We start from the raw sequence: 18,675 nt of genomic DNA, 5'->3' as shown, positions 1-18,675 counted from the left end.
TTACAGCGCCAGCAGTAGCCGCGCCGGGCGCCAGGTGCCGCCGTCGGGAGCGCGCGGGACGTCCTCGGTGAGCGCCAGGCCGGGGAAGCGCGCGAACAGCGCCGACAACGCCACCTCGGTCTGCACCCGCGAAATCGAGGCACCCAGGCAGAAGTGCGGGCCGTGCGAAAAGCCCAGCTGCGCCGGCCCCGAGCGGGTGATGTCGAAGCGGTCCGGCTCGGCGAACGCGCGCGGGTCGCGGTCGGCGGCCACCACCGCCGCCGTCACCCGCTCGCCCTTGCGGATCAGCTCGCCGTCGATCTCGACGTCCTCGCGCGCGAAGCGCGGCGTGGTCAGCAGCTGCGGGCTGCACCAGCGCATCAGCTCCTCGACCGCCCCCGGCCACAACCCGGCGTCCGCGCGCAGGAGGGTCAGCTGGTCCGGGTGCCGCAGCAGCGCTTCGACGGCGTTGGCGATGAGGTTCACCGGCGTCTGCCCACCCAGGACCAGGTGCCAGACCAGGGTGACCAGCTCGGTGTCGGTGAGCCGGTCACCGTCCTCGGCCTGGGCCCGCACCAGGTCGCCGATGAGGTCGTCGCCCGGCTCGGCCCGGCTGCGCGCCACCGCTTCCCGCGCGCCCTCGATGATCGCCGGGATCGCCGCGGCGAAGTCCGGCCCCATCCCGCTCGCGACCGCGGCCCCGTACTCGCGCCAGCGCGGCCGGTCGGCTTCGGGAATGCCGACCAGCTCGCAGATGACGTCGATCGGCAGCGGCCGGGCGAAGTGCGGCACCAGATCGACGACGCCGTCTTCGGCGTGGGCGGGCAGCTCGTCGAGCAGCCGCTCGGTGATCGCCACCAGCCGGGGCCGCAGCTGCGCGGCCCGCTTCGGGGTGAAGGCCGGCGCCACCAGCCGCCGCAGCCGCAGGTGCTCCGGCCCGTCCTTCTCGGCCATCGTCTCCATGTAGGCCAGGCAGTGCTCGGGGATGCCGGGCGGGCGCAGGAAGCTGCCGGAGTTCACCTCGAACCGGGAGTCGGCCAGCATCGCGCGCGCTTCGGCGTAGCGGGTCAGGGCCCAGAACGGGCCGAAACCGGGGATGACCAGCTTGGCCACCGCGCTCACTTCCCGCGCGTGGTCGTAGGCGGCGAAGGGGTCGGTCAGCACCTTCGGGTCGGTCAGGTCGATCTCGGGGGTCATCCACCACTCCAGATGTTCAAATCAGATGTTCTTATCATCTCAGTGGTCACGGTATCTTGACTGGCGATCCCACGGCAAGGAGGACGATGGTCAGGCTCAGCAGGGCGGAGACCCAGGAGCGCAACCGCGCCAAGGTGCTCACCGCCGCCCGCGACGAATTCGCCAGCCGCGGCTTCCGCGAGGCGAAGATCGACGTCATCGCCGAACGCGCCGAACTCACCCGCGGCGCGGTCTACTCCAACTTCCCCGGCAAACGCGCCCTCTACTTCGCGGTCCTGGCCGACCTCGCCGAACGCGCCCCCCGCCCCGCCACCCCGCCGCCGGACCCCGCCGCGGCCGACGTCCTGGCCGCGTTCGCCCGCGCCTGGATCGCCCGGCTCCCGCTGGCCACCGACACCGACAGCGAAGACGCCCGCCTCGCCCGCGACCTGCTGCCCGAAGTCCTCGCCGACGAGCACACCCGACGGCCCTTCGCGCAGCTCATGCGCGTCGACGCGATCCTGCTCGGGCTCGCCCTCGAACGCGCCCGGCCGGGACGCCGTCTCGTGCGGGTCGCCGAAGCCGCGCTCACCACGCTGCACGGCGCGAGCCAGCTCGCCGCCGCCGCGCCCGGCTTCGGCGAGCCGTTCCACCTGGTCACCGCCTGCGCCGCCCTGCTCGACCTGGGCTTGAGCGACGACTGGCCGGCCGAGCCGCCGATCACCACCCAGGCCCGGCCCGACGGGCAGCCGTGGGACCCGCCGGCGGCGACCGACCTGCTGACCGGCGAACCGTTCCGGCCCGGCGACGGCGTCGTGACCGTCCTCGGCCTGCACCGCGCCGCCGCCTTCGAAGAAGCCGTCCGCGCCGGGGCCGACGTCACCGCCGTGCTCGTCACCAGCGACCCCGGCGAACTCGCCCCACTGGCCCGGCTGGCCGTCGCCGACCTGCGCGGCTGCCTCGACCAGGCGATCGCGCCCCCGGCCCGGCCCCGGCTGCGGCTCGTCTGCGACGCCGGCGGCGAGCTCGCGGCCGCCGCCGGCGTCACCGCCGTCAGCGACGCCACCGAGACGGCCGTCCGCGTGGAAGACGGCCGGATCGTCGTGCGCGCCGAAGGGTTCGGCGCTTGTCACGCCGCGGCTGTCGGTCCCGGGCCGTCCCGTTCGTCGGGAAGCTGACCGGCACGAAAGGAGCGGTGGTGGACGTCGAGACCGCGCTCACCGAGGCGTTCCGCGAGGAGTGGGGCCAGGTCGTGGCCACGCTCATCCGGATCACCGGCGACTGGGACCTCGCCGAAGAGTGCGCCCAGGAAGCCTTCGCCCTCGCGCTGCGCACCTGGCCCCGCGACGGCGTCCCCGACCGGCCCGGCGCCTGGCTCACCACCGCCGCCCGCCACCGCGCCACCGACCGGCTCCGCCGCGACGCCCTCGGCGCCGCCAAGCTCCGGGAGGCCGCCCTCGTGGATCTCCACGACGAACCCGAACCCGACGACAGCGGCGTCACCGACGACCGGCTGCGGCTCATCTTCACCTGCTGCCACCCCGCACTGGCCACCGAAGCCCAGGTGGCGCTCGCCCTGCGCACCCTCGTCGGGCTGTCCACCGCCGAGATCGCCCGCGCCTTCCTCGTCCCGGAAGCCACCATGTCCCAGCGGCTCGTGCGGGTGAAGCGCAAGATCCGCCACGCCCGCATCCCCTACCGCGTCCCGCCCGCGCACCTGCTGCCCGAACGCACCAACGCCGTGCTCGGCGTGCTGTACCTGACGTTCAACGAGGGCTACTCCGCCAGCGCCGGCCCCGACCTGCTCCGCCCGGACCTCGCCGCCGAAGCGCTCCGGCTCGCCCGCGTCCTCGCGCGGCTGATGCCCGACGAACCCGAAGCCCTCGGCCTGCTCGCCCTGATGCTGCTCCAGCACGCCCGCCGCGCCACCCGCGTCGACGCCGACGGTGTCCTCGTCCCGCTCGAAGAGCAGGACCGGACCCGCTGGGACACCGCCGCGATCACCGAAGGCACCGCCGTCCTGGAAACCGCGCTGCGCCGCCGCCGTCCCGGGCCGTACCAGATCCAGGCCGCCATCGCCGCCTGCCACGCGACCGCCGCCCGGGCCGCCGACACCGACTGGCCCCAGATCGCCGGCCTCTACGACCAGCTGCGCAAGCACGTCCCCAGCGCCGTCGTCGAACTCAACCGCGCCATCGCGGTCGGCATGGCCGACGGCCCGGCGGCCGGACTGGCCCTCCTCGACGCCCTGCCGCTGCCGGGCTACCACCTGCTCGCCGCCACCCGCGCCGACTTCCTGCGCCGCCTCGGCCGCCACGCCGAAGCCCGGCACTGGTACGAGCAAGCCCGCAACCTCGCCGGCACCGACGCCGAACGCAGCTACCTCACGCGACGAATCTCCGAGACGGTGTCGGTCCCGGACGACGCCGTTCGTCGGGCTGGTGAAGCCCGACCACCGGAGGAACACCCATGAGCACCCTCGCCGTCCCCGGCGCCACCCTCACCTACGACGTCCACGGCCGCGGGCCGGTGCTGCTGCTGGTCCCCGGCGGACCCGCCGACGCCGCGGTGTTCACCCACATCCGGCCGCTGCTGGCCGAAGACCACACCGTCGTCACCTACGACCCGCGCGGCCTGTCCCGCAGCCCCCTCGACGGCGCACCGGGCCCGGATCCGGTCCGCGACCACGCCGAAGACGTGCACCGCCTGCTCGCCGAAGTCGGCCCCGCCGACGTCCTGGCCAGCAGCGGCGGCGCGATCACCCTGCTCGAACTCCTGCGCCACCACCCCGCCGGCGTCCGCACGGCCGTGCTGCACGAACCGCCGGTCACCCGGTACCTGCCCGCCGGCGCGCTCGACGGCCCCGACATCCCCGCCCTGTTCCGCGACCACGGCCTCGCGGCCGCCTTCGCCGCGTTCATGAAAGTCGTGGGCGTCGACCCGGCGCCGCCGCTCGACCCGCGCGCGGAAGGCAACTTCGCCTACTTCTTCGGCCACCTCATGCCCGCGACCGGCGCCTACGAGCCCGACCTCGACGCGCTGCGGGCGACACCGGCGCGGCTGGTGGTCGCCGTCGGCGAGCAGTCCGCCGAACTGCCGGTCCACCAGGCCGCCCTCGGGCTGGCCGCGGCCCTCGGCGCCGCCACCGAGGTGTTCCCCGGCGGCCACGGCGGGTTCGACACCGACGCGGAAGCCTTCGCCGCGCGCCTGCGCGAAGTCCTGAAAGGATGCTGACATGCAGTACCTGCTGATGATCTGCGGCGACGAAACCGCCGAAGAACACGCGAACGACGGCTGCGGCGGCTGGAGCGAAGACATGGAACGCCGCGGCAAGGTCCGCGGCGGTGGCGGCCTGCGCCCACCATCGGAAGCCACCACGATCCGCGTCCGCGACGGCGAAGTGCTGCTCACCGACGGGCCGTTCACCGAAGCCAAGGAACAGATCGGCGGCTTCGTCATCCTCGACTGCGCCGACCTCGACGAAGCCCTCGAACTGGCGGCCAAGCACCCCGCCGCGACCTACGGCAGCATCGAGGTCCGCCCCATGCTCGGCCCGGAGGACTTCGCCTGACGCCGCCCGCCGGCCTCGGCGTTCCGGCGACCGAGGCGAACCTGCGCGGGCCGCGACCGGGATCACCGGTCGATGCTGGCCAGCCCCGCCTCGACGGCTAACCGCGCCGGGTGAGCACGGCCGCGACCAGGCAGCCGAAGCCCGCCGTGCTCACCAGGGCCCGCACCACGTTCCAGCGGACCCACGTCGTCTCGAACGCCGCCCGCGCCGCCGCGTAGTCGTCGCCGCCGCTGTCCAGCGCGTTGTTCAGCGGGACGTTGACCAGCCCGGTGATCACCACCATCGCCGCCAGCAGCACGAACCCCGCGATCACCCACGGCCGCGGCCCCGGGTTGAGGAACACCGCCACCCCCGCCAGCAGCGGTGCGCCCAGGAACGTCAGCAGGAACACCGGGTTCACGATCGCGACGTTGATCCCGCGCATGCCCTCCACGAACGTCTTGTCGTCCCCGCGGGCCAGGCCCGGCAGCACCGAACAGGCGTAGGCGTAGAACAACCCGGCGATCAACCCCGCCGCGACCAGCGCGGCCACCAGCACCACCGTCGACATCGGCTTCCCCTTCTCCGTCATAGGGCTCAGTCAAGCGGCCGCCGATGAGACTCTCCATAGTTGAAAGCCGCAATCACATGTTCCAGCGTCTACAGTCAGGGCATGGACCCGCTCGCCGCGCTGCTGGACGGCCCCCGCGCCCACGGCGCATTCCTGCTGCGTTCGGTGCTGACCCCGCCGTGGTCACTGCGCATCGAAGACCGAGCTCCCCTGACCGTGGTGTCGGTGGTGCGCGGCGAAGCGTGGATCGTGCCCGACACCGGCGACCGCGTCCTCCTGGGCGAAGGTGACGTCGCGATCGTGCGCGGCCCGGACCCGTACCTGGTCGCCGACGACCCGTCGACGCCGCCGCAGGCGCTCATCCTGCCCGGCCAGGAGTGCCGCGCCCCCGACGGCGGTCACCTGAGCGACCTCGCCGACCTCGGCGTACGCACCTGGGGCCACGGCACCGACGGCCCGGTCGTGCTGCTCACCGGCACCTACGGCATGGAAGGCGAACTGAGCAACCGGCTGCTGGCCGCGCTGCCGACGGTGCTCCTCCTGCGCGCGGCCGACTGGCCGAACCCGGTCGCCGGGCTGCTCGCCGCCGAGATCGGCCGGGACGTACCCGGCCAGGAAGCCGTCCTCGACCGATTGCTCGACCTGCTGCTCATCGCCGCCCTGCGAGCCTGGTTCGACCGGCCCGACACCAGCGCACCGGCCTGGTACCGGGCCCACGACGACCCGGTCGTCGGCCAGGCGCTGTGGCTGCTGCAGCACCAGCCGGCCGAGCCGTGGACGGTCGCCAAGCTCGCCGCCGACGTCGGTGTCTCCCGCGCCGCCCTGGCCCGGCGGTTCGCCGCCACGGTCGGCGAGACACCGATGGCGTACCTCACCGGCTGGCGGCTCGCCCTGGCCGCCGACCTGCTGCGCCAGCACCCGGAAACGACGATCGCGGCGATCGCCCGCCAGGTCGGCTACGGCAGCGCCTTCGCTCTCAGCGCGGCCTTCAAACGCGAATTCGGCGTCAGTCCCCGGAACTACCGCTCCCGAACGCCATAGCGATGCTGCCGGCCCGGCGGCCACCGATCACTCCGACTGCAGTTCCTTGCCCAGCTTCGCCAGCCAGTCACTCGTGCCCTGCTCCCGCCACTCCGGCTTCTCGGCACCGTCGAGGAACGTGTCCTGCTCGGTGAGCACCAGCCGCGTGCCGTCGCCTTCGGCGAACAGCTCCACGGTCGTGGTCGACACGGTCGCGAGCGCACCGTCGCCGGTGAGCGTGCCGGAGAAGACGATCCGCTGCTCGGGCACGATGTCGTGGTAGGTGGCGACGAAGCTCAGCTCGCCCCCGGCGGGGGTGCGGCCTTCGATGGATTCCCGCCCACCGGCGCGGAAGTCCAGCTCGTGCGAGCCCGCCGAAACGAACCAGCGCTTCTTCGCCGCGGGGTCGGCCCAGGCGGCGAAGACCCGTTCCGGCGGCACCGGGTAGGTGCGTTCGAGGCTGAACGTGCTGTGCAAGACGGTCATGACGTGCTCCCTTCCGCGGTCTCCGGGCCGGCGAGGAAGTCGCCGAGCCGGTCGAGCTTGCTCTCCCACGTGGTGCGCTGACGCCCCAGCCAGTGCTCGCCGACGCGCAGCATCTCCGGCTCGATCCGGCAGGTGCGGACGCGGCCGACCTTCTCCGACCGCACGATTCCGGCGGTCTCCAGGACCTGCAGGTGCTGGACGACGGCGGCGAGCGACATGGTCAGAGGCTCGGCCAGCTCACTGACCGACGCGGGGCCACGCACGAGCCGCTCCACCAGCGCCCGCCGCGTCCGGTCACCCAGAGCGCGGAAGACCAGGTCGAGCGCCTCCTCATGGTTAAGCATGTACTTAAGTTAGTCCAGCCGCGCCAGTCGGTCAAGTAACTGCTTAAGTATCGCGGGTGGCTCGGGAACTTCGCGCAGGGTGGTGAGCACGCCGGCCAGTTCCCGCTCGGCGGCGTCCGCACGGCCCAGCACCGCACGCAGTTCGGCGCCGAGGTTCGTCGTCGTTTCGTGCATCGACCGGACCGTCTGCTCGTGCGCCGCCTGCACTTCGGCCAGCCGCTGGTCGAAGCCGGCCCGCAGGCGCTCGGCTTCCGCACGGGCGTGCTCGAGCGCCGCAACCGCCTTGTCGCGCGCGGCTTCCTGGGCCGCGATGGCCCGGGTGTGTTCTTCGCGGGCGGCGTCGAACCGTTCCTGGACGGCATCGGCGCGGGTTTCGGCCGCCTCCGCCCGCGCCGCGGCGACCTGACCGCGGCCGCGCTCCTCCTCCAGCGCGGTCCGGGCGGCGGCCAGCTCGGCCGTCAGCGTCGCGATCACCGCGGCACGTTCGCCGGCGAGGGCCGCGGAGACATCGGCTCGATCGGCGACGCGGGCGAGCTCGTCGCGCACCGCGGCCAGCTGCCCTTCGGCCCGCTGCTGCTCCTGGACCGCGGCACGGCGGGCGGCAAGCTCCTCGTCCCGCTCCCGCAGCGCGGCCGCCTTGTCCTTCTCCGCCAAGGCCGCCGCGGCGACGGCCGTCTCAGCCGTTTCCCGGGCCTGGGCGGCTTCGGCGTCCGCACGGCCGCGGTGCAGGCGGTGTTCGTCGGCCTCGGCCAGAGCCGCGTCCCGTTCGGCCAGCGCGGCCGCGGTCGTCGCCTCGAGCTGGTGGCGCAGCGTCGTGAGGGTCTCGACGAGCCCGCGGGCCGGTGCGAGCACCCGGTCGACCTGGCCCGCCAGTGCCGTGACGGCGGTGTCGTCCAGCTCGGTGTCGCTCTCCCGCAGCGATTCGGCGTCCGACAGCACGGCCTCGGCGTCGCGGCAGCTGAGGTTGCGCCGCCCCCAGGTCTTGCCGTCCTGGCAGAACCGGGCCCGGCTGCCGCGCCCCACGGCGGGTGGCAGGGCGGCCCCGCACCTCCGGTACTCGCACACGCGCACCTGACCTGCGTCTTCCGTCATGATCGATACCCTATCAAAGCTTCTAATCAAAACTAGAAGCAACTGTTCAAAATCAGAAGATTAGTGAGGCAGGCGGTAAGTTGGGATAAGGTCACATATCCGAACTCAGATTCCGCTGGGAGCCCCCGGAGTAACGACGGAGGGCGGATGGGCGAGTCTGAAACTGTGCACCCCTCCCCGCCGCCCGTGGTGACCCCGCTCCGGACCGCCGACGGCGTCTCCTACACCGTCGCGCTGACCAACCGCCCCTGGGAACTGCCGGTCGATGCACTGGCCGTCTCCGTCGGCGCCGGGTTCGGCCAGCTCGCCGCGGCCGTACAGGAGGTGTATCCCGACGCGGACTGGGCCTCGATCGACCTCGGCCGGGTCACGCCGGACGTACCGGCGCTGCTGGAGTTGAGCGGGCCGGGCCGGGGAGCTCAGCTGCGCTGGGCCGTGCTGGCGACGCCGCACGCCCCCGACCAGCGCAATTCGGCGACCGCGGAGGCGGTCGCCACCGCCGCGAAGGCCGCGATCTTTGCCGCCGCCGAGGCTGGGGCCAGGTCCATCGCCCTGCCCCTGTTCGCCACCGGGCAGCTGGGGATGGCGGCGCCGATGGCCGCCGAGGCCTTGATCGAGGGGGCGCTCGCCGCCCACACCGCCGTATCGCAGGTGATCTTCTTCTCCCTTCGCGAGGACCAGGTCACCACCATCGCCCAGCAGTGGGAGACCGCCCGCATCCCCCGGCGCGCCACCGTCGCCGGGTTCTCCCCCGACCAGCTCGCCGGCGGGCTGGCCAAGGACCTCGTCGACCCCAACGAATGCATCCCGCTGACGCGCGACCACCTCGGCGTCAAGCCCTACGTCTCCATGCTGGCCACGGTGATCGCCGCGAAGGACACGCCGTTGCCGCTGTCGATCGGCGTGTTCGGCGAGTGGGGCGCCGGGAAGAGCTTCTTCATGGGCATGCTGCGCGGCCAGGTCAAGGAACTGGAGGGCGCTCCCGGCCAGTGCCGGAAGATCGCGCAGGTCGGGTTCAACGCCTGGCACTACGCGGACGCCAACCTCTGGGCCAGCCTCGGCGACGAGATCTTCCGCCAGCTCGCCGAACCCGTCCGGCAGCCGGGCGAGCCGGACGCCGAGCACCAGGCGCGGCTGCGCGAAGGCGCCCGGCTGCGCGACCGGCTCGCCGGCGAACTCGAGCAGCGCAAACAGCTGACCGCGGTGACCGAACGCGCCCAGGCTGAGGCCGCCGCGCTCAAGCGCAAGATCGGCGAAGCCCGCACCAGCCGCCGGACGCGAGCCCTCGACCTGGTCCGGGCGCTGGGGAAGTCACCGGCGTTCCGCGAGCAGTGCGCCGAGGTGTGGCGCAAGCTCGGCGTCGGCGACGTCACCGAGCAAGGCAGGCTGCTGGCCGGCGAACTGCGGGAAACCCGGGAGGAAGCCGGAGAGCTGAACCGGATCTCCCGCTACCGCCAGGGCCGGACCGCGCTGGTCGTCGCGGGGATCGTGCTGCTGGCCGGGGCGTGTCTCACGGCGTTCGTCCCGGACATCCGCAGCTGGCTGATCGGCGTCGGCGCCGTGGCCGGCGCCCTCACGACCGCCGGGCTCACGCTGGTGCGGGCCGCCCGCGGCGGACTGCGCCGGCTGCGGATCCTCGCGGAAGACCTGCAGAACGGTCTCGACGACGGCGCGCGCCGGGAGGTCGCCGCCCTGCGGCAGGCCGACGCCGAGCAGCAGATCGCCGAACGGCAGCTGGAAGAGGTCGTCGCCCGGATCGGCGAGCTGGGCCGGCAGCTCACCGAGCTGACGCCGGGCCGGCGGCTCTACGCCTTCCTCGCCGAGCGCTCCCGCACCGACGACTACCAGGGCAACCTGGGTCTCATCTCCACCATCCGCAAGGATTTCGAGAAGCTCGTCGCGCTGATGACCACCGGCGACGACGACGGGACCCGGCCACTGGACCGGATCGTGCTCTACATCGACGACCTCGACCGCTGCAGCCCCCGCCAGGTCGTCGACGTGCTGCAGGCGGTGCACCTGCTGCTGGCGTTCGACCTGTTCGTGGTGGTCGTCGGCGTGGACCCGCGCTGGCTGCTGCGGTCGCTGAGCTCGCACTACGACCGGCTGATCGAAGCGGACCCCGTCGTGCGGGCCGACGGGTGGCACGTGACGCCCGAGGACTACCTGGAGAAGATCCTCAACATCCCGCTGGTCCTGCCCCGGATGCCCGAGGGCAGCCTCCGGCGGCTGCTGGACGGGATGGCCGAACCCCCGGCCGCCACACCGGCCACGCCCGCCGAAGACGTTCGAGAGCCGGAACCGGCACCGCCGTCGACGGCGACGTGGGACCGCCCGGCCACCGACCTGCCGGTGGAGCCCGGCTCGCAGGTGGCCGCGCAGTTGGATCCGGCCGAGCCGCCGGCGAAACCGCGTCCCCTGACCGAACCGGAGATCGCCCTGCTCGCCCGCCTGGACCGGCTGGTCGACACGCCCCGGGACGCGAAACGCCTGATCAACCTCTACCGGATGCTGCGGGCGACCAGGGACCTTTCGGAGGCCTCCGCCTTCCTCGACGGCGAATTCGAGGCCGCGGTCGTGCTGCTCGGGACGTGCACCGCGCACGGGCGCCTGCTCGGCCGGTTCGCCGACGCGCTGCTCCGCCGGGCGCCGCAGACCCCGTGGACCGACTTCGTGGCGGACCTGCAACCGGAGGAGAGCGGCGACCGATGGCGCAGCCAGGCCATCGGCCCGATCCCCGCCGGCGAGGTCGCACACTGGGCGCACCTGCACCGCAGCCTGACCGAACTCGCGCCGTCGATCACGCTGCCCGACGTCAGCGTCTTCCAGACCTGGGTGCCGCGCGTCCGCCGGTTCTCCTACGTCCTCTCACCCGGCGCGCTCTGACCGCACGCGGGCCAGCTTGCTCCGCAGCAGATCACGCTCCGCGCCGTTGCCGGTCAGCTCGATCGCCGTCGTGTACGCCTCGGCCGCGTCCCCGCGCCGGCCCAGGCGGCCCAGCAGATCCGCGCGGATCGCGTGGAACAGCGGGAACCGGTCGAGACCGAGGTCCTCGACGAGGGCCAGCGCCGCGGCCGGGCCGTCGACCTCCGCCACGGCGACCGCCCGGTTCAGCGCCACCACCGGCGTCGGCGTCACGGCCAGCAGCTGGTCGTAGAGCGCCTTGACCTGCGACCAGTCGGTGGGCGCGGCACTGTGGACGGCCTGGATCGCCGCCTGGATCTGGTACGGGCCCGGCTGGTTGCGGCGCAGGCAGCGGCGGACGATGTCCTGGCCTTCGGCGATCAGGTCCGCGTCCCACCGGGCCCGGTCCTGATCGGCCAGCAGCACCAGCGCGCCGTCGGCGGTGGTGCGCGCGGCGCGTCGCGAGTGGACGAGCAGCAGCAACGCCAGCAGCCCCTGCACCTCGGGTTCGTCGGGCATCAGCCCGGCCAGGACACGGGTGAGCCGGATCGCTTCGCGGCACAGGTCTTCGCGGACCAGGTCCTCTCCCGTGCTGGCCGTGTACCCCTCGTTGAAGATCAGGTACAGCACGCCGAGCACCGCGGCCAGCCGTGCGGGCAGGTCGGCGTCGTGGGGGACGCGGTACGGGATGCCGGCGTCGCGGATCTTGTTCTTCGCGCGGACGATCCGCTGGGCCATGGCCGGTTCGGCGACCAGGAAGGCGGCCGCGATCTCCGCGGTGGTCAGGCCGCCGAGCAGCCGCAGCGTGAGCGCCACCTGCGCCGGCCGGGCCAGCGCCGGGTGGCAGCAGGTGAAGATCAGCCGGAGCCGTTCGTCGGGCACGGCGCCCTCCTCCACGGGCTCGGCTTCGGTATCGAGCACGGTCGCATGCAGCAACGCCGCCTGGGCGTGCTTGTCCGCCCGGGCGGCCTCACGACGCAGGCGGTCGATGGCCCGGTTGCGGGCGGTGGTGATGATCCAGCCCGCCGGGCTGGGCGGGAGCCCCGCTGATGGCCACCGCCGGACCGCCTCGGTGAAGGCGTCCTGCACGGCCTCTTCGGCGACGTCGATGTCGCCGAAGACCCGCACGAGAACCGACACCGCCCGGCCGTACTCGGCGGCGAAGACCTCCTCGACGCTCATTCGCGGAACGGCCGCACCTCGACCGGCAGCGGGGCGACGGCGTCGGCGAGCCGGCCACCCCAGGCCAGGGCGGCGTCGAGGTCGGACGCGGTGATGATCGTGAACCCGCCGAGGTGTTCCTTGCCCTCGGCGTAGGGGCCGTCGGTGACGAGGGTGCCGCCGTCGGCGGCCCGCAGCACGGTCGCGGTCGAGGGCGGGTGCAGCCCACCGGCGAACACCCAGGCGCCGGCGGCCTTGAGGTCGGCGTTGAGCGTGTCGAGCTTCTCGGCGATGCCGTCGAGCACCTCCGGCGGCGGGGCCGGGCCGTCGGGCTGGTAAATGCTGAGCAGGTACTGCTTCACGTCGTCCTCCTCGGGGTCGTGCCGTCACCGCTCAAACGAACGCGCCGGGGGCGGATCGACAGTGTTCCGGCCGGCATTTTCCCTGGACGCCGCTGAGAAGATCAAGACATGAAGATCACCGCTTCCGACCACGAGACGACGGTGACCGCCCGCGGCACCCACGGACCCGCCGTGGTGCTCGTCCACTCCCTCGGTCTGGACCGCCGGATGTGGGACCCGGTGCTCGACCGCCTCGCCGAAGGCCGCCGGGTGTTCGCCTACGACGTCCGGGGGCACGGGTCCGCCGCCGGGGCCCCGCTGCCGTTCACGATGGCGGCCACCGCCGCCGATCTGCTGGCCGTGCTGGACGCGCTCGAGGTGGACACCGCTCACGTCGCCGGGTTGTCCCTGGGCGGGGCGATCGCGCAGACCGCCGCCGTTGCCGCGCCCGGCCGCTTCGCGTCCCTGGCCGTGCTGGCCGCGCCCGACCGGCCGGCACCCGAAGCCTTCGAGGAGCGCGCGCGGCTCGCCGAGACCGCCGGGATGACCCCGCTGATCGAGCCGACGCTGGAACGCTGGTTCACCCCCGGCGCCCTGGCCGCCGACACCGGCGGCGTGCGGTACGCCCGTGCGTGCCTGGCCTCGTTCGATCCGCCGACGTGGGCGTCGATCTGGCGTGGGTACGGCGGTTTGGACGTCTACGGACGGCTTCGCGGCTTCCCCGCACCGGCGCTGGCGCTCGCGGGCGAGGCGGACGCGTCGATCCCGGTCGACGGAATGGCCGCCATCGCCGGCCGGATCGGCGGCGGGGGCGCGGAATTCGAGGTCGTCGCCGGTGCTCCGCACATCCAGACGCTGGAACGTCCCGACGCGGTGGCCGACGCCCTGGCCCGGTTCCTGCCCGCGGAGATCGACATCCCGTAACCTCGGCGCGTGCCCGACCTGGAACCGGTGATCGACGCCGCGCTCAGCCCGCAGGACCGGCTGGCGCTGCTGGACGCCGCGGCCGCCCGGCACGTCGACGAGCAGCGGCCGCCGAACACGCTCAAGGCCTACGCCCAGGACTGGCAGGTGTGGCAGGACTACACCGCCGAAGCCGGGATCCCGGCGCTGTCGGCGTCGATCGGGGCGTTGACCGGGTTCGTCGTGTGGCTGGAACGGGGACGCACGCTGCGGCCCGGCGAACGAGCCCTGCCCGAGGTGCCCGAACGGGCCGCCCCGGCGGCGCCGTCGACGATCGAACGGCGGCTCACCGGGGCGCTGGCCGGGCTGCGGCACCACAAGGTCGTCGTCGATCCGGAAGCGAGCCGCGCGGCGTGGCGGGCGTTGAAGGGGTACCGGCAGCGCCTCGCGCGGGAAGGCGTCCAGCGCGGCCGCGGCAAGGCCACCATGGTCACCCTCGCCGACCTGCGGGCGATGTCGCGAGCGTGCCCGGACACCCTGGCCGGCGCCCGCGACCGGGCGATGCTGCTGATCGGCTTCCCGATCGCCGCCCGTTGCTCCGACCTGGCGAACCTGCTGGTCACCGACGTGCAGCCGGTCGACGACCGGGGCTTGGCGGTGACGGTCCGGCACGGAAAGAGCACCGGCGACATGGTCGTCCCGCGGCGCGAGAGCCCGGACACCGACCCGGTGCGGGCGTGGCACGCGTGGCGGTCGGGCGCGGGGATCACCGAAGGTCCGGCGTTCCGCCGCGTCGACCGGCACGGCAATGTCGGCGAGCCCGCGTTGAGCACGACCGGCGTCAACCAGATCCTCACCCGGGCCGGCGTCCGCGCGGGCCTGCCGTACCCGGTGACCGGGCACTCCCTGCGGTCCGGGTTCGCCACCGAGGCACGCCGCGCCGGCGCCGACGATCTCGCCATCGCCGATCAGGGCCGCTGGGTGCGCGGCAGCCGGGCGCTGTACGAGTACATCCGCCGCGTCGACCAGTGGAACGACAACGCGGCGGGCGCGCTCGACCTCTGAGTCACGGCGCCGAGCGGGTGGCGCCGACGACTTCGCCGTCCCAGCGGGCGAGCCAGCTGCCGCAGACGCAGCGCACGTAGTCGAGGCGATGGGTGACGGGCTGGGACGCGGCCGCCGGGAGTTCGGCGAGCGGCCAGCCGCAGCGAGGGCAACGGTTCCGGTCCATGCCCCGATCGTGCTGTAATGACTCAGTGCACTTCAACCCTTACGGCGGCCCGGCGGCGCTGGTCGCCGCCGACCTGGTCAACGCCGGCTCCGCGAGCGAGCTCCTCGACGGAATGGTCCGCAACGGCATGGCCATCCAGGCCTTGACCGACGGCGAAGCGGCCCTGATCGGCGCGTGGGCCGGCCGGTTGCGGCCGGTGTTCGCCGCGGACGTCGTCGCCCGCCCGGAGCTGGTCAACGAGCTGCTGGCCGAAGCGGCGTGCCGCCCGTACATCACCACCCACGACGGCAAACCACCCCACCTGCACTACTCGGCGGAGGACGCCGGTCCGGTCGGCCGGGTCCGCGCGTACACCGCGGGCGGCCTGGCCCACCTGGTGTGCGAGGCTCCCGACCGCCTGGGCATCTGCAGCCGCGAAGGCTGCGAAACGGCGTACGTCGACACCTCGCGCAACGGCCGTCGCCGGTTCTGCTCGACCCGGTGTGCCACGCGCGTCCACGTGGCCGAGCACCGGGCCCGGCAGGTCAGTGCCTAGGGAAGCCGGCGAACAGCCGCCGCGCGGGCATCGTCGGAGAACCCCAGGAGCAGAGTCCGGTCCGGGAGGGCGACCGCGCTCAGGATCTTCCCCCAGAGATCGAACCGGAACGGCAGTTCGGAACCGTCCCGGAGGTTCCACACCGACGTGTTGCCCGGCTCCCAGTCGCAGGCGACCGCGACCGGGGTGCCGTCCGGCAGGGTCGTGCACACCACGGCCTCTTTCGCCTGGACCAGGCCGGTGATGGTGTGGAGCAGGGTTCGGCGTCCCAGGTCCCAGACGCGGATCGTCTTGTCCTGGCCCGCGGACACGACGATCGGGGTCCCGTCGGCGAGGACCGTGGTGTCGATCGCGTTGACCGGCTGGGTGTGGCCGGTGAGCCGGAACCGCGGCTTCCCGTTCGCCAGGTTCAGCACCCGGAGGTGGTTCCCCCAGTCGGAGACCACCGCGACCGGCGTGCCATCGGGGAGGATCGCCGGAACCATCTGGGCGAAGGTGTTCTCCTCCCGGAGGTTGTGCCGCCGCTTGTGGTCGCGCAGGTCCCACGTCTGGATAGCGTTGATGCCGTTGTGGGCGACCGCCACCGGGGTGCCGTCGGCCAACGACAGGCACCGCACCTTCTCCGGCTCCGGGGCCAGTCCCGGCAGGGTGCCGCGGGGGGAGCCGTCCCGGAGGTCCCACACCCGAGCGGTCCGGTCCGTGCTGACCGTCACCGCGACGGGGACGCCGTCCGGCAGGACCATGGCCGCGACGCCCACCACGTCGTGGGTGTGGCCGCTGAGCGTGTGCCGCCATGAGTCGTCGGTCAGATCCCACACCCGGGCCGTGTTGTCCCGGCTGCCGGTGATCGCCACCGGGGTGCCGTCGGGCAGCACCAGGGCCGTGATCGAGTCCAGGTCGCCCTTGTGCCGGCCGAGTGCCCGCTCGGCCGGCGTCCACTCGGCGGGGTCCACGTCGACCCACGTCGGCCCCCGGCCGGGGAACGGTTCGATCATGGACACGAACCGGTTTTCGGCTCGGGGAGCGCTTTCCGCGGCCATCGCCGCCGTCATCGTGCGCTTGGCGTACACGAGGGTCCCGACGAACACTATCGCCGACACCGAGGCCACCGCGATGGCCGGTGCGGTCAGGCCCGCCATCGCCAGGACGATCACGAGGCCGATCATGGGGAACACGCTGAAGCCCGCGATCTTGGCCCTGGTCATACCGGCCTCGAACGACGGTGGCTGCGGCGCAGGCAGGTCGACGGGCGGTGCGGGCGGCAGGGAAGCCAGCGGTTCCGGCGCCGGCTCGGGCAGGTCCGCGACCAGCCGCGTCAGCTCGTCGCGCAGCCGCGCCGCGTACACCGCGCGCACCCGTTCGTCGAACTCCGGCAGGTCGAGCACCCCGGCTTCGACGGCGTCGTGCAGCCGGGCGACCACGGCTTCCCGGTCGGCGTGGGAGGCCCGCGGCGACCGGGCCGGGCCCGTACCGGCGGGCAGGTCGGCCACCAGCGCGGCCAGCTGCGCGTCGGTGGCCGCCCGCCGGACCGCGGCCACGCGGTCGTGCTGTTCGGCCGGATCCAGCAGCCCGCCGGCGACCGCGGCCTCGATGCGCGCGACGGCCTGATCGCGTTCGGCGATGCTGGCCTTGGCGTCCAGGTTGCCGACGACCGCTTCGACGTCGGCGTAGGTGACGGCCCGGTTCAGCAGTTCCTCGGCGTCGGCGTAGGCACGTGCTTGCAGGCGCCCGTCGGTCAGGGCGCCGGCCAGCCGGACCAGTGCTTGTTCCCGGTCGGCGGCGGAGATCCGCAGTCCCGGGCCGGTCCGGCCGGAACCATCGGGTAAGTCGGCGACGGCCGGCGTCAGGTCCTTCCCCACCCGGGCGGCCTGGACCACCACCAGCCGCCGTTCGTACTCGGCCAGGTCGAGCCGGCCTTCCCGCAATGCTGTTTTCAGTGTGCGGGTGGCTGCCGCGCGGGCCTGGTCACCGATTCGGACTTCCCCAGTCATCGCGGGAGAATAGCGACCCGTCCCGGAGGATCATCGGTTGGTTCCTTCGGTGTAAGGCTTTCTCGCGCGCCAGGCGAAGACGGTCGGCGTGGGCGCGCCGCCTTCGGCGAACCGCTCGAACACCAGGCCCGCGTCGAGCACCGCGCCCAGCAGCGCGGGCAGCGGCAGGTGGGTGGCCCCGACCTTGTCCCGCAGGCCCTGATCGGTCCACGACTCCATCGTCCAGCCGCGTTCCCGGTAGCCGGGCCGGATGACGACGGCGCGGCCGTCGGTGCGGTCGGCGAAGCCGCCGCAGAAGCACGGGTGCACGCCGACGTGCACGAACACCCCGCCCGGCGCCAGCACGCGGGCGGCTTCGCGCAGCACCGCGGGGTAGGCGGGCATGTCGGTGTGGACCATGATCGCGACGACGGCGGGCAGCGCCCCGGTGGCGACCGGCAGCACCGCGGCATCCCCCCGCGCGACCGGCAGCCGCGCGGCCGCGTGCCGCAGCATCCCGGCGGAGACGTCGACGCCGAGCGGGGTACGGCCGAGCTCCCGGATGCGCCCGGCGTGGGCACCGGTGCCGCAGCCCAGCTCGAGACACGGTCCCGTGCCCGGCCCGAGCAGCTCCCGCAGGGTGGGCCCGAACTCCAGCGGGTCCGCCCGCCAGCTGGGGACGAGGGTGGTTTCGTACCAGTCGGCGATCGCGTCGTAGTCGGTCACCCTTCCCGTGTACCGGGCCGCGGCGGCGCGGTACACGGATTCCGCGCCCGGCGGAACTCCCGGCGCCGGTCAACCGTGCCGGGTCGGCCGGTAGGTCAGCACCTGCGTGTGGCCGTCGAAGGTCCGGGCCTCGAGCAGCTCGAGGTCGAAGTCGTCCACGCCGTCGAAGACCCGGGTCACGCCGGTCTTGCCGGAGAGCACCGGGAACACCGTCACCTCGACGGCGTCGACCAGGCCGGCGTTCAGCAGCGCCCGGTTGAGCGTCAGGCTCCCGTGAGAGCGCAGGGGCACGTCCGATCCGGCCTTGAGGCGCCTGACGACCTCGACCGGGTCGCCGGGCTCGATCGTCGTGCCCGGCCAGTCGAGCGGCTCGGTCAGCCGGCTGGAGAGCACCGTCACCGGGGAGCCGAACATGCGCGTGATCCACTCGTCGAACCGGCTGCGGTCGAAGCCCGCGCCGAGGAACGGCGCGTTCGACGCGTAGGTCTTGGCCCCGAGCACCATGCGCAGGGGGTCGCGGTAGGCGGCGGCGCGGTGGGCCAGGAATTCGGGGCCCTGCTTGCCCCAGTAGCCGCCCCAGTCGCCGCTGTGGTTGGCGTAGCCGTCGAGCGTGGAGAAGATGTCGAAGGTGTAGGTGGCGGTCATGGTGGTCTCCTCGGGGGAAGCGGTTTGCCCTTTGCCCCTGC

General features: G+C 73.4%; 20 protein-coding genes. 9 read left to right on the top strand and 11 right to left on the bottom strand.

The annotated features are described in order from the left end of the window. Positions 1 to 1,176: a cytochrome P450 family protein gene (locus tag QRY02_RS12860; RefSeq protein WP_285991764.1), complete on the bottom strand. Its 1,176-nt coding sequence runs from the start codon at positions 1,174 to 1,176 to the stop codon at positions 1 to 3. A gap of 86 nt (positions 1,177 to 1,262) precedes the next feature. On the opposite strand from QRY02_RS12860, the gene QRY02_RS12855 reads away from it, so the two are divergent. The 4 genes from QRY02_RS12855 to QRY02_RS12840 are packed head-to-tail and all read left to right on the top strand — an operon-like array spanning position 1,263 to position 4,726. Then, complete coding sequence (locus tag QRY02_RS12855; RefSeq protein ID WP_285991763.1) at positions 1,263 to 2,333, top strand: TetR/AcrR family transcriptional regulator; 1,071 nt, start codon at positions 1,263 to 1,265, stop codon at positions 2,331 to 2,333. Positions 2,334 to 2,353: 20 nt separating this feature from the next. After that, positions 2,354 to 3,628: an RNA polymerase sigma factor gene (locus tag QRY02_RS12850; RefSeq protein ID WP_285991762.1), complete on the top strand. Its 1,275-nt coding sequence runs from the start codon at positions 2,354 to 2,356 to the stop codon at positions 3,626 to 3,628. Then, positions 3,625 to 4,389, top strand: coding sequence for an alpha/beta fold hydrolase (locus QRY02_RS12845; protein WP_285991761.1), 765 nt, complete (start codon positions 3,625 to 3,627; stop codon positions 4,387 to 4,389). The genes QRY02_RS12850 and QRY02_RS12845 overlap by 4 nt, the downstream gene beginning before the upstream one ends. A 1-nt stretch (position 4,390) precedes the next feature. Then, the gene (locus QRY02_RS12840) at positions 4,391 to 4,726 is read left to right on the top strand and encodes a YciI family protein (protein WP_285991760.1); all 336 of its coding nucleotides are present in this window, start codon (positions 4,391 to 4,393) and stop codon (positions 4,724 to 4,726) included. 97 nt (positions 4,727 to 4,823) lie between these two features. Here the strand turns inward: QRY02_RS12840 and QRY02_RS12835 are convergent, their stop codons facing one another. After that, on the bottom strand, positions 4,824 to 5,276 hold the full coding sequence (locus tag QRY02_RS12835; RefSeq protein ID WP_285993826.1) for an anthrone oxygenase family protein: 453 nt from the start codon (positions 5,274 to 5,276) through the stop codon (positions 4,824 to 4,826). Between the two features lie 102 nt (positions 5,277 to 5,378). Here QRY02_RS12835 and QRY02_RS12830 point away from each other — a divergent pair, with 102 nt between their 5' ends. Then, the gene (locus QRY02_RS12830; RefSeq protein WP_285991759.1) at positions 5,379 to 6,317 is read left to right on the top strand and encodes an AraC family transcriptional regulator; all 939 of its coding nucleotides are present in this window, start codon (positions 5,379 to 5,381) and stop codon (positions 6,315 to 6,317) included. Between the two features lie 27 nt (positions 6,318 to 6,344). On the opposite strand, the gene QRY02_RS12825 is transcribed toward QRY02_RS12830, so the two are convergent. Genes QRY02_RS12825 through QRY02_RS12815 form a run of 3 tightly spaced genes read right to left on the bottom strand, consistent with a single transcriptional unit; the run spans position 6,345 to position 8,218 of the window. Then, complete coding sequence (locus tag QRY02_RS12825) at positions 6,345 to 6,782, bottom strand: SRPBCC family protein (protein ID WP_285991758.1); 438 nt, start codon at positions 6,780 to 6,782, stop codon at positions 6,345 to 6,347. Continuing rightward, positions 6,779 to 7,126 (bottom strand): ArsR/SmtB family transcription factor, encoded by a 348-nt coding sequence (locus QRY02_RS12820; protein ID WP_285991757.1) that lies wholly within the window; start codon positions 7,124 to 7,126, stop codon positions 6,779 to 6,781. The genes QRY02_RS12825 and QRY02_RS12820 overlap by 4 nt, the downstream gene beginning before the upstream one ends. Positions 7,127 to 7,135: 9 nt before the next feature. Further along, a complete protein-coding gene (locus tag QRY02_RS12815) occupies positions 7,136 to 8,218 on the bottom strand; it encodes a coiled-coil domain-containing protein (RefSeq protein ID WP_285991756.1) in 1,083 nt (360 codons plus the stop codon). A gap of 147 nt (positions 8,219 to 8,365) precedes the next feature. Between QRY02_RS12815 and QRY02_RS12810 the strand changes: the two genes are divergently transcribed. Beyond that, positions 8,366 to 11,104: a P-loop NTPase fold protein gene (locus QRY02_RS12810; RefSeq protein ID WP_285991755.1), complete on the top strand. Its 2,739-nt coding sequence runs from the start codon at positions 8,366 to 8,368 to the stop codon at positions 11,102 to 11,104. Here QRY02_RS12810 and QRY02_RS12805 read toward each other — a convergent pair. Both QRY02_RS12805 and QRY02_RS12800 read right to left on the bottom strand, forming a co-directional pair. Continuing rightward, positions 11,087 to 12,304, bottom strand: a complete 1,218-nt coding sequence (locus QRY02_RS12805) for an RNA polymerase sigma factor (RefSeq protein WP_285991754.1) — start codon at positions 12,302 to 12,304, stop codon at positions 11,087 to 11,089. The two genes, QRY02_RS12810 and QRY02_RS12805, sit on opposite strands and share 18 nt — an antisense overlap. Next, positions 12,301 to 12,645: a YciI family protein gene (locus QRY02_RS12800; RefSeq protein WP_285991753.1), complete on the bottom strand. Its 345-nt coding sequence runs from the start codon at positions 12,643 to 12,645 to the stop codon at positions 12,301 to 12,303. The genes QRY02_RS12805 and QRY02_RS12800 overlap by 4 nt, the downstream gene beginning before the upstream one ends. 108 nt (positions 12,646 to 12,753) lie before the next feature. Here QRY02_RS12800 and QRY02_RS12795 point away from each other — a divergent pair, with 108 nt between their 5' ends. Together QRY02_RS12795 and QRY02_RS12790 are read left to right on the top strand one after the other, a co-directional pair. Continuing rightward, a complete protein-coding gene (locus QRY02_RS12795; protein WP_285991752.1) occupies positions 12,754 to 13,548 on the top strand; it encodes an alpha/beta fold hydrolase in 795 nt (264 codons plus the stop codon). 9 nt (positions 13,549 to 13,557) lie between these two features. Next, a complete protein-coding gene (locus QRY02_RS12790; protein ID WP_285991751.1) occupies positions 13,558 to 14,592 on the top strand; it encodes a site-specific integrase in 1,035 nt (344 codons plus the stop codon). A gap of 1 nt (position 14,593) precedes the next feature. Here the strand turns inward: QRY02_RS12790 and QRY02_RS12785 are convergent, their stop codons facing one another. Continuing rightward, the gene (locus QRY02_RS12785) at positions 14,594 to 14,758 is read right to left on the bottom strand and encodes a hypothetical protein (protein WP_285991750.1); all 165 of its coding nucleotides are present in this window, start codon (positions 14,756 to 14,758) and stop codon (positions 14,594 to 14,596) included. 25 nt (positions 14,759 to 14,783) lie between these two features. On the opposite strand from QRY02_RS12785, the gene QRY02_RS12780 reads away from it, so the two are divergent. Further along, positions 14,784 to 15,293, top strand: coding sequence for a CGNR zinc finger domain-containing protein (locus QRY02_RS12780; RefSeq protein WP_285991749.1), 510 nt, complete (start codon positions 14,784 to 14,786; stop codon positions 15,291 to 15,293). Here the strand turns inward: QRY02_RS12780 and QRY02_RS12775 are convergent. The 3 genes from QRY02_RS12775 to QRY02_RS12765 form a co-directional block, all read right to left on the bottom strand. After that, a complete protein-coding gene (locus QRY02_RS12775) occupies positions 15,290 to 17,284 on the bottom strand; it encodes a DUF1707 domain-containing protein (RefSeq protein ID WP_285991748.1) in 1,995 nt (664 codons plus the stop codon). The two genes, QRY02_RS12780 and QRY02_RS12775, sit on opposite strands and share 4 nt — an antisense overlap. 30 nt (positions 17,285 to 17,314) lie before the next feature. Then, on the bottom strand, positions 17,315 to 17,989 hold the full coding sequence (locus QRY02_RS12770; RefSeq protein ID WP_285991747.1) for a class I SAM-dependent DNA methyltransferase: 675 nt from the start codon (positions 17,987 to 17,989) through the stop codon (positions 17,315 to 17,317). Between the two features lie 69 nt (positions 17,990 to 18,058). Continuing rightward, positions 18,059 to 18,634, bottom strand: a complete 576-nt coding sequence (locus tag QRY02_RS12765) for a dihydrofolate reductase family protein (RefSeq protein WP_285991746.1) — start codon at positions 18,632 to 18,634, stop codon at positions 18,059 to 18,061. Positions 18,635 to 18,675: the final 41 nt, after the last annotated feature.

Origin of the sequence: Amycolatopsis sp. DG1A-15b (assembly GCF_030285645.1) — a bacterium.
Classification (GTDB): domain Bacteria; phylum Actinomycetota; class Actinomycetes; order Mycobacteriales; family Pseudonocardiaceae; genus Amycolatopsis.
The sequence above is the reverse complement of the archived record's forward strand: the minus strand, read 5'-3'. Positions and strand labels throughout refer to the sequence as shown.

What these genes read in the sequence shown, in the direction of transcription:
- QRY02_RS12860 (WP_285991764.1), bottom strand. Translation starts at nt 1,176, where the DNA reads ATGACCCCCGAGATCGACCTGACCGACCCGAAGGTGCTGACCGACCCC.
- QRY02_RS12855 (WP_285991763.1), top strand. Translation starts at nt 1,263, where the DNA reads ATGGTCAGGCTCAGCAGGGCGGAGACCCAGGAGCGCAACCGCGCCAAG.
- QRY02_RS12845 (WP_285991761.1), top strand. Translation starts at nt 3,625, where the DNA reads ATGAGCACCCTCGCCGTCCCCGGCGCCACCCTCACCTACGACGTCCAC.
- QRY02_RS12840 (WP_285991760.1), top strand. Translation starts at nt 4,391, where the DNA reads ATGCAGTACCTGCTGATGATCTGCGGCGACGAAACCGCCGAAGAACAC.
- QRY02_RS12835 (WP_285993826.1), bottom strand. Translation starts at nt 5,276, where the DNA reads ATGTCGACGGTGGTGCTGGTGGCCGCGCTGGTCGCGGCGGGGTTGATC.
- QRY02_RS12830 (WP_285991759.1), top strand. Translation starts at nt 5,379, where the DNA reads ATGGACCCGCTCGCCGCGCTGCTGGACGGCCCCCGCGCCCACGGCGCA.
- QRY02_RS12825 (WP_285991758.1), bottom strand. Translation starts at nt 6,782, where the DNA reads ATGACCGTCTTGCACAGCACGTTCAGCCTCGAACGCACCTACCCGGTG.
- QRY02_RS12820 (WP_285991757.1), bottom strand. Translation starts at nt 7,126, where the DNA reads ATGCTTAACCATGAGGAGGCGCTCGACCTGGTCTTCCGCGCTCTGGGT.
- QRY02_RS12815 (WP_285991756.1), bottom strand. Translation starts at nt 8,218, where the DNA reads ATGACGGAAGACGCAGGTCAGGTGCGCGTGTGCGAGTACCGGAGGTGC.
- QRY02_RS12810 (WP_285991755.1), top strand. Translation starts at nt 8,366, where the DNA reads ATGGGCGAGTCTGAAACTGTGCACCCCTCCCCGCCGCCCGTGGTGACC.
- QRY02_RS12805 (WP_285991754.1), bottom strand. Translation starts at nt 12,304, where the DNA reads ATGAGCGTCGAGGAGGTCTTCGCCGCCGAGTACGGCCGGGCGGTGTCG.
- QRY02_RS12795 (WP_285991752.1), top strand. Translation starts at nt 12,754, where the DNA reads ATGAAGATCACCGCTTCCGACCACGAGACGACGGTGACCGCCCGCGGC.
- QRY02_RS12785 (WP_285991750.1), bottom strand. Translation starts at nt 14,758, where the DNA reads ATGGACCGGAACCGTTGCCCTCGCTGCGGCTGGCCGCTCGCCGAACTC.
- QRY02_RS12775 (WP_285991748.1), bottom strand. Translation starts at nt 17,284, where the DNA reads ATGACTGGGGAAGTCCGAATCGGTGACCAGGCCCGCGCGGCAGCCACC.
- QRY02_RS12765 (WP_285991746.1), bottom strand. Translation starts at nt 18,634, where the DNA reads ATGACCGCCACCTACACCTTCGACATCTTCTCCACGCTCGACGGCTAC.